The organism is Streptococcus sp. 1171_SSPC, assembly GCF_001069335.1.
In the GTDB taxonomy this organism is placed as follows: domain Bacteria; phylum Bacillota; class Bacilli; order Lactobacillales; family Streptococcaceae; genus Streptococcus; species Streptococcus xiaochunlingii.
On sequence record NZ_JWAK01000044.1, the window covers coordinates 40,886 to 57,237 of the forward strand.

The 16,352-nt window shown below is 42.6% G+C and carries 13 protein-coding genes; 6 read left to right on the forward strand and 7 right to left on the reverse strand.

Annotation, left to right across the window (positions count from 1 at the left end):
- Positions 1-122: 122 nt before the first annotated feature.
- The 4 genes from nrdI to malQ all read right to left on the reverse strand — a co-directional run bounded on the left by nrdI (position 123) and on the right by malQ (position 5,165).
- Positions 123-590: a class Ib ribonucleoside-diphosphate reductase assembly flavoprotein NrdI gene (gene nrdI / locus ADF75_RS09130; RefSeq protein ID WP_123160721.1), complete on the reverse strand. Its 468-nt coding sequence runs from the start codon at positions 588-590 to the stop codon at positions 123-125.
- Positions 591-645: 55 nt separating this feature from the next.
- Positions 646-1,158, reverse strand: a complete 513-nt coding sequence (locus tag ADF75_RS09135; protein WP_006595384.1) for an ABC transporter permease — start codon at positions 1,156-1,158, stop codon at positions 646-648.
- 173 nt (positions 1,159-1,331) lie between these two features.
- Positions 1,332-3,590 (reverse strand): glycogen/starch/alpha-glucan family phosphorylase, encoded by a 2,259-nt coding sequence (gene glgP, locus ADF75_RS09140; protein ID WP_006595383.1) that lies wholly within the window; start codon positions 3,588-3,590, stop codon positions 1,332-1,334.
- Between the two features lie 42 nt (positions 3,591-3,632).
- Positions 3,633-5,165 (reverse strand): 4-alpha-glucanotransferase, encoded by a 1,533-nt coding sequence (gene malQ, locus ADF75_RS09145; RefSeq protein ID WP_048789903.1) that lies wholly within the window; start codon positions 5,163-5,165, stop codon positions 3,633-3,635.
- A 474-nt stretch (positions 5,166-5,639) separates the two neighbouring features.
- Between malQ and ADF75_RS09150 the strand changes: the two genes are divergently transcribed.
- The 6 genes from ADF75_RS09150 (at position 5,640) to pulA (ending at position 13,213) form a co-directional block, all read left to right on the forward strand.
- Positions 5,640-6,896 (forward strand): extracellular solute-binding protein, encoded by a 1,257-nt coding sequence (locus ADF75_RS09150; protein ID WP_048690288.1) that lies wholly within the window; start codon positions 5,640-5,642, stop codon positions 6,894-6,896.
- An 81-nt stretch (positions 6,897-6,977) separates the two neighbouring features.
- On the forward strand, positions 6,978-8,273 hold the full coding sequence (locus ADF75_RS09155; RefSeq protein ID WP_048690290.1) for a sugar ABC transporter permease: 1,296 nt from the start codon (positions 6,978-6,980) through the stop codon (positions 8,271-8,273).
- Between the two features lies 1 nt (position 8,274).
- Positions 8,275-9,117, forward strand: coding sequence for a sugar ABC transporter permease (locus tag ADF75_RS09160; RefSeq protein WP_006596980.1), 843 nt, complete (start codon positions 8,275-8,277; stop codon positions 9,115-9,117).
- 228 nt (positions 9,118-9,345) lie between these two features.
- Entirely contained in the window at positions 9,346-10,158 is an 813-nt protein-coding gene (locus ADF75_RS09165) for a maltodextrose utilization protein MalA (RefSeq protein ID WP_048690294.1), read from the forward strand.
- A gap of 11 nt (positions 10,159-10,169) precedes the next feature.
- Positions 10,170-11,153, forward strand: a complete 984-nt coding sequence (locus ADF75_RS09170) for a LacI family DNA-binding transcriptional regulator (protein WP_048690295.1) — start codon at positions 10,170-10,172, stop codon at positions 11,151-11,153.
- An 8-nt stretch (positions 11,154-11,161) separates the two neighbouring features.
- Positions 11,162-13,213: a type I pullulanase gene (pulA, locus tag ADF75_RS09175; protein ID WP_048690298.1), complete on the forward strand. Its 2,052-nt coding sequence runs from the start codon at positions 11,162-11,164 to the stop codon at positions 13,211-13,213.
- Between the two features lie 34 nt (positions 13,214-13,247).
- Here the strand turns inward: pulA and ADF75_RS09180 are convergent, their stop codons facing one another.
- From ADF75_RS09180 to ADF75_RS09190, 3 genes are all read right to left on the reverse strand, one after another.
- On the reverse strand, positions 13,248-14,189 hold the full coding sequence (locus ADF75_RS09180) for a YitT family protein (RefSeq protein WP_048690300.1): 942 nt from the start codon (positions 14,187-14,189) through the stop codon (positions 13,248-13,250).
- Positions 14,190-14,259: 70 nt separating this feature from the next.
- Positions 14,260-16,014, reverse strand: coding sequence for an aspartate--tRNA ligase (gene aspS / locus ADF75_RS09185; RefSeq protein ID WP_048690302.1), 1,755 nt, complete (start codon positions 16,012-16,014; stop codon positions 14,260-14,262).
- Between the two features lie 100 nt (positions 16,015-16,114).
- The gene (locus ADF75_RS09190) at positions 16,115-16,351 is read right to left on the reverse strand and encodes a hypothetical protein (protein WP_171968048.1); all 237 of its coding nucleotides are present in this window, start codon (positions 16,349-16,351) and stop codon (positions 16,115-16,117) included.
- Position 16,352: the final 1 nt, after the last annotated feature.

Below are 16,352 nucleotides of genomic sequence, written 5' to 3' on the forward strand. Positions count from 1 at the left end.
AGTTGAGTAGGGCTGTAAAAGCTGATGAAATCAGCGTGGTAGAGCCCACTCAACCACTGCGTCTTGCTCGATAATCCAAAGACAATTGAGAGGCTAGGACTTTTGTCCCAGCCTCTTTTGTTTTAAAGACGATACAAATCTTCTACAATGGCCGCTACTTTTTTGATATCCCCTAGCATTCCTCTCATCTCAAAGTCTGCTAGCATAGGGAAACCAAAGCGTTGGCTGTACTGCTTGGCCGTTAGGCAATATTGATTGTTGAAGTTGCGATTTCCTGATCCTACAACTCCCAAGCATTTAGTGGCATTGTCTCCATAGGCGATAAAGTCTGCTACATCGGTCGTTAAAATTTCCACATCTCCATTATCAACACCATTTCCTCCTTCTAGGTAGGTCGGCAAAAAGGCGATAAAAGGTGTATCAACTTCAAAGAAGGGCTTCCCTTCTTTGACTAGGTCTTTGACATGGATTTTTTCAATGACCAAGTCAGGGTACTGCTCCCATAGATAATCACTGAGACGACGAACAAAACTTTCAGTATTGCCACTTAAACTGATATAGACAAAACATACTTTCATTTTCTTCTCCAATCAGACCAGCTCCTCTTCTTTGTTCCAGACTTGAGGAGTTTTTTAATGCTATGATCTAAGCTTGAAGGTCGCTAGCTGGTCTATTTTTCAATTTGTAGAGGAGGATTCCCAAGTAAACAAGGGCTACAACCACACTCAAGACAAGTGCATATAAGCTAGAAGCCTGCAACAAGGTCCGCAATTTGTCTGACGTGATCACAGACATAGAAGAACGATAAGACAAGAAATTATGCAAGCTCATTAAGACAAAGGCACCAATCTGTCCCATATAGGCATAGGTCGCCTTAACAATATCCTTTTTAGACAGGAAGAAATAGGCAACTGCAATCAAGCCCCCAATCAAAAGAGATAGCAACAACCAAGCAATCGGTCCGCGTAAGGCTACGATTAATTTCTCAAGGAAGGCTTTGTATTCTTCCCGTTCAAGAGCAGTGGTTAAGTTCAAAGAAGCTGCCATTTCATCTGTGAGCTCCACTTTAGCCAATCCAAAGAAGGACTGAGCAGTTAATAGAGTTCCCATCGCTGATAGAGCTAGCAAGACATACATATAAATTGGATTTTTCTTCATTGTATTTCCTCGTTTCTAATATCCATAGTATTTATTATAACGTGAACCTTAGGGAAGCGCAAGTTTAGATTTTCCCAGCGATCCTGTTCTAAAAAAGCTCCCTCTAAATCAGGATATGATTCAAAAGGAGCTCTTCTTTCTAAGTATATTGCTTCTAGAATGTCGAAAACAAATTAGTTCAAGTGCCAGATATCTTCGTTGTACTGAGCGATGGTACGGTCAGATGAGAAGAATCCTGCTTTGGCAATGTTGACGATGACTTTATCCAACCATGCGTCACGGTCTTCGTAGTCAGCCAACATTTGCTCTTTGACTTTGATGTAGTCTTCCAAGTCAAGAAGGGTCATGAACCAGTCTTTGTTGATCAACTCATTGTGAAGACGAGACAAACGTTCTTGGTTACCAACTGCAAGAACAGCGTCGCTGATGATAAAGTCAACCAATGGTTTGATCGCTTCACGAGCGTAGAATTCGCTTGATTTGTATGCTGATTTTGCGTAAAGGTCGATAACAGTTTCTGAATCTTCACCGAAGATATAGATGTTTTCGTCTCCAACCAACTCAGCGATTTCCACGTTAGCTCCGTCCATAGTACCAAGCGTCAAAGCGCCGTTCAACATGAATTTCATGTTACCAGTACCTGAAGCTTCTTTAGAAGCCAATGAGATTTGTTCTGAGATATCACATGCTGGGATCAAGAAGCTTGCTGCAGTCACGTTGTAGTTTTCAACCATCACTACTTGCAAGTGTGGAGCTACTGCTGGGTCGTTTGCAATGACTTCTGACAAGCAAAGGATCAAGTGGATGATATCTTGAGCGATGGTGTAGGCAGGAGCTGCTTTACCACCAAAGAAGACTGTGATTGGACGAGCAGGGATATTACCAGCCTTGATGTCCAAGTATTTGTGGATGACATACAAAGCGTTCATTTGTTGACGTTTGTACTCGTGAAGACGTTTGATTTGGATATCAAAGATAGAATTTGGATTGATTTCCACACCTTGGTGATCTTTCAAGTGACGAGCCAATTTACGTTTGTTGTGGGCTTTGATGTTTTCCAATTTTTCTTTGACAGCAGCTTTATCTTCGTATGAGAGAAGGTCTTCCAACTTAGAAGCATCATGGTGCCAGTCACGTCCAAGGATCTCATCCAAGTAGTGAGACAAGCTTGGGTTGGCATGCATAAGCCAACGACGGAAGGTAATTCCGTTTGTTTTGTTGTTGAATTTTTCTGGGTAAAGGTCGTAGAAGGCCTTCAACTCTGAGTTCTTCAAGATTTCAGTGTGAAGAGCTGCAACCCCGTTTACACTGTATCCATAGTGGATATCCATGTGGGCCATGTGGACACGATCGTGTTCATCAATGATTTGAACAGCTGGATCTTTGTGTTCAGCACGAACACGACGGTCCAATTCTTCAATGATTGGTACCAAGTGAGGAACCACTTCTTGCAAGAATTCAAGTGGCCATTTTTCAAGGGCTTCTGCAAGGATTGTGTGGTTAGTGTAAGCGGTCATGCTACGAACGATAGAGATAGCTTCATCCATTTCGATACCGCGTTCAGTCAAGAGACGGATCAACTCAGGAATGACCATAGATGGGTGAGTATCATTGATTTGTACAACTGCGTAGTCAGCAAGGTCATGCAAGTTGCTTCCTTTTTCGATCGCTTCGTCGAGGATCAATTGTGCACCGTTTGAAACCATGAAGTATTGTTGGAAAATACGGAGCAATTCCCCTTGACGGTTACTATCATCTGGGTAAAGGAAAAGAGTCAAGTTGCGAGCGATATCTGTCTTGTCAAAGTTGATACCATCTTCAATGATGGATGAATCAACTGAATCCAAGTCAAACAAGCGCAAGCGGTTCTTGGTTTCGATCTTGTAACCAGGTACATCGATATCATAAAGCGTAGAAGTCAATGTAAAGTGTGCAAATGGCACTTGGTAGCTACGGCTTGAACGAACGAGCCAGCTTTGGTCAGTCAACCACGCATTTGGAATCGTTTCTTGTTGGTTGTTTTTAAGAACTTGTTGGAACAAACCAAAGTGGTAGTTCAAACCAACCCCATCCCCTGTCAAACCAAGGCTTGAGATAGAGTCGATAAAGCAGGCTGCCAAGCGTCCCAAACCACCGTTACCAAGTGATGGTTCCAATTCCACTTCTTCAACTTCGATCAAGTCTTTGCCAGCATCAGCCAATTCTTTTTTGACATCATCGTACAGACCCAAGTTGATCAAGTTGTTTGACAAGAGTTTACCAATCAAGAACTCAGCTGAGATATAGTAAACTTTTTTCTTACCAGTATTTAATTTCTTTTGGGCACTTGCTTGCTTGGTGTAATTAAGCAAAGCAATGTACAATTCTTCGTTTGAACATTCTGCAATTGTTTTTTGATAATGATCAATCACATATTTTTGTAATGATTCCATGGTTAAGTGTCTCCTTGTGTTTTGATTAGATAGGGGGAAAGATTATTTTTCTGCTTTTTTCGCTTCTTCTTTCACCAAGTCAGTATTTTCACGACGATAGATGGTTGTGAAATCAAGCAATTCTTGCTCGACAGCAGGAGTCAATTGATCCGCTGTCATCCGCCATGCCCAGTTGCCACCAAGGGTAGATGGGAAGTTCATACGAGCTGAGCCATCCAACTCTAACAAATCTTGCATGGTAGCGATGGCCATAAAGCTGACTGAAGCAAAGACGGTACGAAGCATCGCATGTGGAACAGATTCGTATTCTTTACGGTTGGTGTAACGAGCAAGGTACTCACGAGTTGGATCGTCAATTTCATTGCGATACCACCCAAGAACAGTGTTATTATCGTGTGTTCCTGTATACATAACTGAGTTGTTTGGTGCCAAGTGAGGGCTGTCGATACTTTCATCGTCAGGATTGAAGGCAAATTGAAGGATCTTCATGCCTGGGAAGCTTGTGCGCTCACGAAGCTCAATGACTTCGTCAGTCATGAAGCCAAGGTCTTCTGCGATGATGTTCAAATCACCAAGTTCTTCTTTCACTGCGGCAAAGAGTTTGTAGCCAGGACCTTTAACCCATTTACCTGGTGCTGCTGTATCAGAACCAGCTGGGATTTCCCAGTAAGACTCGAAGCCACGGAAGTGGTCAATCCGCACGATGTCGTAGATCTTGAAGCTCTCACGCAAGCGTTCAATCCACCATTTGTAACCATCTTTGTCCATTGCTTCCCAGTCATAGATTGGGTTGCCCCAAAGCTGACCAGTTGCTGAGAACTCATCTGGTGGGCATCCTGCGATGCAGGTTGCTTTTCCATTTTCATCTGTTTTAAAGAGATGAGGATTTGCCCACATATCGCTTGAATCTTCCGCTACGTAGATTGGCATATCACCTACGATCTCAATATGGTTGTCGTTAGCGTATGCTTTCAATTTCAACCATTGTTTGAAGAAGAAATACTGTGTTACTCGATGGTAAGTCAATTTGTCTTCCAATTGAGCGCGATATGAAGTAAGGGCTTCTGGTTGGCGTGCACGAATCGCAGCGTCTGGCCATTCTGTCCATGCTTTTAATTCAAAGTGCTCTTTAATAGCCATGTATTCAGCAAATAATTCCAACCAAGCTGCATTTTCTTCAGCAAAACGGCTGAAGTCATCCCAATCACCGTTTTCAATAAAAGCTTTAACCGCTTTTTCTAGAAGAGGACGACGTTGTTCGAAGATCTTCGCATAGTCTACTTCTGTTGGGTCTTGACCAAAATCAACACCTTCGACATCGGATGCATCCAAGAGCCCTTGATCGATCAAGAGATCGAAGTCAATAAAGTGGGTGTTGCCTGCAAAAGCCGAGAAGGATTGATAAGGAGAATCTCCATAACTGGTTGTTCCGAGAGGCAAAATTTGCCAATACCGTTGCTTAGTCCGAACAAGGAAATCGACAAAATCGTAAGCTGCTTGACCAAACGAACCGATTCCATACTTCCCAGGCAAGGATGAAATGTGCATCAAGACACCACTTTGGCGTTTTTTCATTGAGGGTACCACCTTTAGTTTAATATTTTTTGTTTCGAAGAAAAATAGACCAACTTTCTACTCTAATCCAGTTCTCATTCCGACTTTTAGAAGGGTTAGGAATAGTGCAATTGTCAGAAATAGAAAAAAATTTAACCTATTTATAAATGACCCTAGATCATCTTTATGCAACGTTTAAGGAAAACGTTTGCGTTACGTGTCCATTATAAAGTATTCTTGTGGTTTATGCAAGAGGTTTCCTAAACTTTTATGATTTTTTCTGCAGGTTCACCCCACGCCTAGTTTATCCTTTTCTTATTTTCTTGTCAACTATTTGTGTGTATTTAATAGAAGATAAAAAATTTTTAATTTTTTTTTGCACAAAGAACTTGCAAACGTTTTCTTCCTGTGATATACTATTCGTGTTAAGGAAAACGTTTGTCTAAAACGTTTTCAACTAATAATATTATTTTTATTCTTTAGGAGGAATAAATCATGAAACGCACAATTCTTCGAAGCGCTGCTGTACTTGGTACAGTTGGATTCGCATCACTTCTTTTGGTAGCTTGTGGAGGCAAAAAAGACGACTCTGCTGCTTCTGAAAACGAGTTGACAGTCTACGTTGACAATGGTTACAAAGCTTACATGGAAGAAGCTGCGAAAGCTTTTGAAAAAGAAAGTGGAACAAAAGTAACGATCAAGACAGGTGACGCTCTTGGTGGATTGGACAAATTGTCTCTTGACAACCAATCTGGTAAAGCTCCAGACGTTATGATGGCACCATACGACCGCGTAGGTGGTCTTGGTAACGACGGTCAATTGGCTGAAGTGAAATTGAACAAAGACAGCAAGACCGACAAAACAACTGAATCACTTGTAACAAACGGTGGTAAAGTATACGGTGCACCAGCAGTTATCGAAACATTGGTTCTTTACTACAACAAAGACCTCATGCAAGAAGCTCCAAAAACATTTGGTGAACTTGAAGAATTGGCAAAAGACAGCAAGTATGACTTCGCTGGCGAAGCTGGTAAAAACACTGCCTTCCTTGCTGACTGGACAAACTTCTACTATGCATATGGACTTCTTTCAGGTAACGGTGGATATGTCTTCGGTAAAGATGGTACAGATCCAAAAGATGTTGGTTTGAACAACCAAGGTGCGATCGATGGTATCGAATACGCGAAAACTTGGTATGCTAAATGGCCTAAAGGATTGCAAGACACTAAAGGTGCTGCAAACTTCATCCAAACTCAATTCCAAGAAGGTAAGACAGCTGCCATCATCGATGGTCCATGGAAAGCATCTTCATTGAAAGAAGCAAAAGTAAACTACGGTGTAGCAACTATCCCTACTCTTCCAAATGGAAAAGCTTACTCTGCCTTCGGTGGTGGTAAAGCTTGGGTTATCCCTGCAGGTGCTAACCACCCTGAAGCAGCTCAAAAATTTGTAGACTTCTTGACTTCAACTGATCAACAAAAAGCTTTCTACGATAAGACAAACGAAGTGCCAGCTAACACAGAAGCTCGTGAGTACGCTGTTGGTAAAAACGATGAATTGACAACTGCCGTTGTTAAACAGTTTGAAAATGCACAACCAATGCCAAACATCTCTGAAATGAGTACTGTTTGGGATCCAGCTGCAACTATGCTCTTCGACGCTGTAAGTGGTAAGAAATCTTCTAAAGATGCTGCTGACGATGCTGTGAAATTAATCAAAGAAACTATCGAACAAAAATTCGGTGGCAAGTAATACAGTTCCCAAGGGGCTGGGAATCTTTCCCAGCCTTTCGCTGTGATGTGGCCTCTGGTCGCTCACTTATAAGGAGTCGATATGGAAACACAACAAAATCCCAAAAAGGCAATGTGGCTATCCCTCATTCCTGGCTTGGGACAAATCTATAACAAACAGAAAGCAAAAGGATACATCTTCCTTGGTGTAACACTTGTCTTTCTCGCATACTTTTTCGGTATTGGTTTGGAGGAATTGTCTAAACTAATTACCCTCGGTACTGTCCGTGGAAAAGATAATTCTCTTTTTATCTTAATTCGTGGTGCCTTCCACTTAATTATCACCGTCGTTTATTTGATGTTCTACGCCTTGAATATCAAAGATGCGGGTACTGTAGCTAAGCGGATTAATAACGGTATTCGAGTGCCGAAGACCCTAAAAGAGATGGTGAATGCTATCTATGAAAATGGCTTCCCATATCTCTTGATCATCCCTTCTTATATTGCCATGACCTTTGCAATCATCTTCCCTGTTTTGGTTACCTTGATGATTGCCTTTACCAACTACGACTTTAAGCATACAGCTCGTTTTACGCTCCTTGATTGGATCGGACTTCAAAACTTCACCAACATGTGGACTTTGAGTACCTTCCGTTCTGCCTTTACATCTGTATTGGGCTGGACCTTGATCTGGGCCTTGGCAGCTTCTACTCTTCAAATCGTTCTTGGTATCCTAACGGCTATTATTGCCAACCAACCATTCATTAAAGGAAAACGCATCTTCGGTGTTATCTTCCTTCTTCCTTGGGCGGTTCCTGCCTTCATTACGATCTTGACATTCTCAAACATGTTCAACGATAGTATCGGGGCCATCAATGCGCAAGTCCTTCCGCTCTTTGCGAAGATTTTCCCATTCTTGGATGGGGTTCTCATTCCTTGGAAAACTGATCCTACCTGGACGAAGATTGCTTTGATTATGATGCAAGGTTGGCTCGGCTTCCCTTACATTTACGTCTTGACACTCGGAATCTTGCAATCTATTCCAAACGACCTTTACGAAGCAGCCTATATTGATGGGGCCAACGCTTGGCAAAAATTCCGCAACATTACCTTCCCAATGATTTTGGCGGTTGCGGCACCAACTCTCATCAGCCAATACACCTTCAACTTTAACAACTTCTCCATTATCTACCTCTTTAACGATGGTGGACCTGGATCTGTTGGTGGTAATGCTGGTTCGACAGATATCTTGATTTCTTGGATCTATAAATTGACAACGAACTCATCACCTCAATACTCAATGGCTGCTGCGGTTACGTTGATCATCTCTTTGATTGTCATCTCGATCTCGATGATTGCCTTCAAGAAACTGCACGCATTTGATATGGAGGATGTGTAAAATGAAAAATTCAGTTCAATTTAAACGCCGCCTTAATCATTTCTTGACTTACCTCTACTTGGTTGTCCTTTCCATCATCATCATCTATCCATTGTTGATCACGGTTCTTTCAGCCTTCAAAACTGGTAATGTCAGTGCCTTTACGCTTGATTTCAGTGGCAGTCTCAGCTTTGATAACTTCCAAAAACTCTTTACGGACACCTTATATGGTACCTGGTATCTCAACACCTTGATCATCGCCATTATTACCATGGTCGCTCAAACATCCATCATTACCTTGGCAGGATATGCATACAGCCGCTACAACTTCTTGGCTCGTAAGCAAAGTTTGGTCTTCTTCTTGATTATCCAAATGGTGCCTACCATGGCTGCTTTGACTGCCTTCTTCGTTATGGCCTTGATGTTGAATGCCTTGAACCACAGCTGGTTCCTCATCTTCCTCTATGTCGGTGGAGGAATCCCAATGAACGCTTGGTTGATGAAGGGTTACTTCGATACAGTCCCAATTTCACTTGATGAATCTGCAAAATTGGATGGTGCTGGACACTTCCGTCGCTTCTGGCAAATCGTCCTTCCATTGGTTCGCCCAATGATTGCGGTACAAGCTCTTTGGGCCTTCATGGGACCTTTTGGAGACTACATCTTGTCTAAATTCTTGCTTCGCGATGAAATCAATTACACGGTAGCTGTTGGTCTTCAAACCTTTATCAGCGACCAAAAAAATCAAAAGATTGCCTTCTTTGCGGCAGGTGCGATTCTGATTGCAGTTCCAATCTGTGTTCTGTTCTTCTTCCTTCAAAAGAACTTTGTTTCAGGCTTGACAGCTGGTGGGGATAAAGGATAAAATAAACTTTTCTATAACCTTCCAGCCATGATGAAAAGGACAAGATCTCCTCTCGTGCTTTTCTCCCAGTCACATTAATTTTATCTTTAAGGAAAGGATGGGAGTGGGACAAGGGTAGCAAGTTGATTGATTTGCTACCAGTTTCTCTCCCATCTTTGGTTAAGGATAAAATCTTGTTATGCTCTCCATACAAGGGAAATCCATCCCGGAGATTAGAAAGGTCTCTTCATGCCCTATCCATTTAACTATTTTTCCAGCCTTTTTCAGGTAAGAAAAGCATTTGCCAACCGCAAACAACTTAATTGGTTCCAAATGGTCTTTACCTCACTCTTTCTTCTATCCTTGACCCTCATTCCTGTTGCCATTCAAAATGCAGAACTACAGACCTACCCCTTAACCACCTTCGTTAGTGATGTCTTTGATCCCTTAACAGACGATGTTATGAAGGATTTTAAAGAAAACATACAGATCAATCAGCAAGAACTAGTCTATAACAGTCATTTTGGAGTTCATAAAAATGAGGCTGGTCATGTTATCTTAGGCCATCACGAAGGAACTCAATTAGGAGAAAAATTAACTCTTTATTTCGATAAAAATCAATTGATTGTAAGTAAAGAAAAGAAAGAACTGGCTACGATTCCTTACCAAGCCATCAATCAAGAGAGCATCCAGGACAAAAAGGAACTCACTAAGGCCATTTCCAAAGATTGGTTCCAGGCCAATCGATTGGCTGTTAGTCTCTTCCTCGTCCTCTTCTCAGGTTTCTTATCTGCTGTGAATTTTGCTATTTTAGTATTTGGAGCTTCCTTCTTCCTCTTCTTGACACGGAAGTCACGTCTCTTCTCTCTCAAGACCTTCAAAGAATGCTTCAATTTCACACTCAACTGTCTAGGATTGCCTATTCTTGCGAGCGTCCTGATCAGTTTATTGTTCCACCAAGTCTTTACTACAACCATCTTGATCCAAAATATCCTATTTGTCTTGTTCCTCGCGCTTGCCTTCTATAAGACTCATTTCCGGGATCCAGATTACAAACCTTAGGGAGGTCCTTTATGCGTGTCACCATCAAAGATGTAGCCAAACTTGCCGGCGTTGCACCATCTACCGTTACACGAGTGATTCAAAATAAATCTACCATCAGTGAAGCCACTAAAGAACGGGTTCGTTCTGCCATGAAAGAACTAGATTACCATCCAAACCTCAATGCTCGTAGCTTAGTGAGCCAGTCCAGTCAGGTCATTGCCCTTGTCTTGCCTGATGAAAGTGATGTGTTCTTCCAAAACCCCTTCTTCCCTACGGTCCTCCGTGGGATTAGTCAGGTTGCTTCTGATTATGGCTATGCCATTCAGATTTGTACAGGGGCTAATGAAACCCACCGCCTCGATCAACTCAAACAAATGATTTATGGTAAGCGGGTAGATGGACTCATCTTCCTCTATTCCAAATTGAATGATCCTTTGGTTGACTTCTGTATTCAAGATAAATTTCCTTTCTTGATTTTGGGAAAAGCAACTTCTCCTTTTGTATCCTTAGTCGATAACGACAATGTTAAGGCCGCCTTTGATGCGACCGAATATTTCATCAAGAAAGGATACCAACACATCGCCTTTGTTGGAGGAAATAAGGAATTGGCCGTTTCTCAAGACCGCTACAAGGGCTACCAAGAAGCTCTTGCCAGTCACCAGATCCCTCTCCGTGAGGAATTGGTCAAGTTCTCCTTTGGTTTCATGCTAGAAGAAAATTCTTACCAAATCATGGATACCCTGCCTTTTGAAGAACTGGAAGCACTTATGACAACAGATATCCTAGTTGCTGAAGGGGTTCGGAGATACCTGAGCGACAAACAAGTCGATCTTCCAATTATTTCCTTCGACTCTATTCAACCACGAATTCCAATTGACGCCTATATTGATATCAATACGGTCGAATTGGGACGCGAATCTGTCAGAACCTTGCTCCAAATTATTAAGGACAACAAGGAAAACAAAACTGTTTGCTACAGACAGCTCATTGAACACTCGATTATTGAACTTTAGGAGAACCTATGACCACCAACTTTGCAGCTTATTTAGACGACCAAGACTTGATTCGCATGGAAGGAGGAGAGAGCGTAATGGCCTCTCTTCCTTTTACATTGACGTCTGGTTCGAAAACAATTGAACTTCTGCCGACAGAGGAAGAAAAAACTCTTCGAAGCCCCCTTCCCATCGACATGAGTCAAAGCTATACCCTCTCCAACGCTAAGGGAGAAACCTGCCTCCTACACTACCGCGACATCGTCCGCCAACCCATCTTTGATCAGCTATATGCTTATGATGGAGAGGATTTAGGAGCTCGTTACTCCAAAGAAAAAACCTGCTTTGCCTTTTGGGCTCCCATTTCTCAAGAGGTTCAGCTCTTGATCAACCAAACTGCCTACCCGATGGAGCTGACAGAAAAAGGTGTATGGCGTTTAGAACTCGAAGGAGACTGGGAAAAAGCCTCTTATTACTACCAGCACCAAGTCAACGGTGTAACCCATATCGTCCATGATCCTTATGCTCTTTCTTCTGAAGCCAATTCAGGAGCTAGCTATGTCATCGACCGACACAAGATTGAGCGCCCTATCCAGAGAGCCGCAACCCAACTAGATCCGACTCAGGCTATTATTTATGAATTGAGCGTCCGGGACTTCTCCATGCAAAAAGAAGCTGGTTTCCAACATCCTGCTACCTTCCCAGCTCTCTTAGAATCTCCTAAGCATGGAGACCAGACCTTTGGCTTTAACTATTTGAAATCCCTGGGTATTACTCATGTTCAGCTCATGCCCCTCTATGATTTCGGAAGCGTAGATGAAACAAATCCTACTGCTTCCTACAATTGGGGCTATGACCCTGTGCAATACAATGTTCCTGAGGGAAGTTTTAGTAGCCAACCAAATGATCCTTACCAACGGATCCTAGAGTTGCAGCAAGTGATTGATGCCTATCACGAAGCAGATCTCAGCCTCATCATGGATGTGGTTTATAACCATGTTTACCTCTCTGATGAATTTGCTTTTGAGCGGATTGTCCCAGGCTATTTCTATCGCTATGACCAAGACCGCCAACGAACCAACGGAACCTTCTGTGGGAACGATGTAGCTAGCGAGAGAGCCATGGTTCGCAACTACATCAAGCAGTCAGTCAAGCAGTGGGTTCAACTCTACGGCTTTGATGGTTTTCGCTTTGACTTGATGGGCATTCTTGACCGCCAAACCATGATGGAAATTCAAGAAGAATTAGCAGCCATTTACCCCAACATTTACCTTTATGGAGAAGGCTGGAAGATGGATACTGGACTGGATCCTGAACTCCTGGCCCATCAATACAATGCCAGTCAACTTCGTCCGTATGGCTTCTTCAGTGACAACTTCCGTGATACCATTAAACGAAGCATCCTCAACGAAGGACGTATAGACAGCCGCTATCAGGCCAATGATCTTGCCAATATTTTGACTGGTAACGTCGGACTCAAAGGAACCCCCCACTTTGTGCGTCCTCAACAGGCAATTAACTATGTGGAATGCCATGATAACGCAACCTTCTTTGACTACCTCAAGGTTGAAGACCCAAACATTTCAGTAGAGGTACGTCAGACTAAAGCTCGACTTGGCTTGCATCTCGTCCTCTTGGCTCAAGGAGTTCCTTTTCTACATGCTGGCCAAGAAATCTATCGCAGCAAGGGCTTAGAAGAGAATACTTACAATCTTCCAGATGCTCTAAATCAACTAGACTGGCTTTCTTCTACAGCTTATGAAACAGATATTCAGTTCCTGCGCGAATTGATTGCCTATCGTAAAGAGGAAGAGCTCCTTCGCCTTGTGAATGCCCAAGACATTCGAGACTATTGTCAAGTTACTTGGACTTCGGAGAAAACCTTCTCTTACAGCATTGAGAAAGATGGTCGTAAGTTGCTTATCTTGGTCAACCTGGGGGATCAAGAATGGACTTATCGACTCAAACAATCTGCAAGATTAACGATTGCCTACCCTCATGTGTATGGAAGAGAGCAAGGACTTTCTCAAGAAGAATTTACCGTTCCAGGCCATGGTTGGATCTTGGTAGAACAAGCATAAAAAAATTCCTGCAAGAACTTCTTGCAGGAATTTTTTAGTCTTCTACTTCGACAAAGCGTCCAATAATATGAACATTGTCTGAAATTGTTATAAAAGCTTGAGGGTCTGCTTTTTTCATTAAAAATTTAAACTCATTAAACTCTGCTCGGGTAATAACCGTGAGTAAGACGGCTTTTTCCTGATGATTATAGGTCCCTTCGGCATTGTGAATAATGGTTGCCCCACGGTGCAATCGCTTATGGATTTTTTCAATAATCTTATCCGGTTGGCTAGTGACAATCATGGCTTGCATCCGCTTCTGCTTGGTAAAGACAGCATCTGTCACTCGACTGGAAACAAAAATGGTAATCATCGAATAGAGGGCATACTTCCAACCAAAGGTCATCCCTGCTATCAACATGATGGTCCCATTAACGATGAGAGAAATTTTGCCGACGTTCTTGCCCGTTCGCTTTCGAATGGTCAAACTGACAATATCGGTTCCCCCACTGGAGATATTATTCCGAAGGGCAAAACCAATCCCTGTCCCCATAACCACACCCCCAAACAAGGCGTTCATGATAGGGTCATTGGTGAGCGTAACTACTGGAACAAATTGGATAAAAAAGGAACTCATGGACACCGTTATAAAGGTGAAAATGGTAAACTTATGGCCAATTTGATACCAGGCGATGATCATTAAGGGTAGATTGATGGCATAAAATGACAAGGAAACAGGAATGGTAAAGCCCAAAAATCGATCACTAAGAGCAGAAACAATCTGTGCTAACCCTGTCGCGCCACTCGAATAGACACGTCCCGGCTGGAAAAAGAAGTTCACAGCAATCGCAGATAAAAATCCATAGACCAATGAGGCTGAAATCTTTTCATCATATTTTTCGCGGGAAATGCTTTTCAAGACCCGTAATAATTTAAAATTATAAGCAATTCTTCTCACATAATAACGTAAGATTTTACCTAAGCGAGTTTTTTTCATGACTATCTCTTAATTTATAAATAAAGGGAAAATCTCAGAAGCTACTTCTGCGGATTTTCCGCTTTTATTCTTACTCCTCAGTTTTGACTTCTACTTGTAGACTCAACTCTTCCAGTTGTTTGGTAGATACTGCAGAAGGGGCTTGGGTCATTGGATCTGTTGCCTTGTTGTTCTTAGGGAAGGCAATCACTTCACGGATATTCTCCTCACCAGCTAACAACATGACAAAACGGTCCAAACCAAGAGCCAATCCACCATGTGGAGGGAAACCATAATCCATAGCTTCTAGCAAGAAACCAAATTGCTCTGTCGCATCTTCTTTTGAGAAACCGAGAGCCGTAAACATCCGTTCTTGCAATTCTTTTTGGTTGATCCGGAGACTTCCTCCTCCAAGTTCGTAACCATTGAGCACAATGTCATAGGCAATAGCACGTACCTTAGCGAGATCGCCCTCTAATTCATGAGCTGTATCTGCTTGTGGAAGTGTAAAGGGATGGTGGGCACTCATGTAACGGCCTTCTTCTTCAGACCACTCAAACATTGGCCAATCTACCACCCAAAGGAAGTTGAATTGATTGTTGTCGATGAGGTCTAATTCCTTGGCAATTCTGCAACGAAGGGCACCTAGGGTTGCATTGGCTACTTCTAGTGTATCCGCTACAAAGAGGACCAAATCTTTTTCTTCCAACTGTAAAGCACTTGTCAACTCTGTTGTCACGTCTGTCAAGAACTTAGCAACTGGGCCGTTTAAAGCACCATCAGCTACCTTGACCCATGCAAGACCTTTGGCCCCATATTGTTTGGCTACTTCGGTCATCTTATCGATATCTTTACGTGAGTAGTTGTCTGCTGCTCCTTTGACCACAATGGCTTTCACTGCTGGAGCTTCTGAGAAGACCTTGAAGTCTACACCCTTTACAACTTCTGTCAAGTCTGTCAAGAGCATCTCAAAACGAGTATCTGGTTTGTCCGAACCGTAAAGAGCCATCGCATCATCGTACTTCATCCGCGGGAAAGGAAGGGTGACTTCAATTCCCTTGGTTTCTTTCATGACACGCGCGATTAAACCTTCGGTAATGTCTTGAATTTCTTGCTCTGTCAAGAAGGAGGTTTCTAAATCGACCTGTGTAAACTCAGGTTGACGGTCTCCACGTAAATCTTCGTCACGGAAACATTTGACGATTTGATAATAGCGGTCAAAGCCTGCATTCATCAACAATTGTTTCGTGATTTGAGGGCTTTGAGGCAAGGCATAGAAGTGCCCCTTGTTGACACGAGATGGAACGAGATAGTCACGCGCCCCTTCTGGAGTTGACTTAGAAAGGAAAGGTGTTTCCACATCAATAAATTCCAACTCATCCAAGTAATTCCGAATAGAGTGGGTTACTTTAGCACGCAATTTCAAGTTTTCCAACATCTCTGGGCGACGCAAGTCCAAATATCGATAGCGTAGACGGGTATCGTCGTTAGCTTCAATGCCATCCTTGATCTCAAATGGTGTGGTTTTTGCCGTATTAAGGACAGTCAATGAAGAAACATGCATTTCAACCTGACCTGTTGCAATTTTATCATTCGCTTGCTGTCTAGCAGCAACTTGACCTGTCACTTCGATCACATACTCGCTACGAAGGCTCTCGGCCGTTGCCATTACTTCCGAACTGACCGTCTCTGGATTGATGACCAATTGCATAATCCCTTCACGATCTCGTAAATCAATAAAGATCAAGCCACCCAAATCACGGCGTCGACTCACCCATCCTTTGAGGGTTAGTTCTTGTCCAATGTGTTCCTCGCGAACACGTCCAGCATACATGGAACGTTTCATTGTATTTTTACTCTCCAAACTAATATTCTTCCTTCTATTTTACCATAAAGCCTGTCAGATAAGTGCTTTTCCAGAGATTTTTCCAGAAAAAACAGTTCTTTTATTCAGCTTCTTTCCCGGTAGGAACTTTCTCTTGTTTGGCCTCTTCATCGTATAAGGTTGGGGCCAAGATTTTCATCAGACTAGCTGTTCCAAAACGCATGATAGCTGCCAAGACTCCAAATATTGGAGCCAAGCCACGGAAAAAGAAGTCTCCTCTGATTAATTGAGTGATGAGGCCCGTAATGAGAAAGATCACGATTCCTTGAAGAATCGCATAAACAGCTATTTTCTTCATT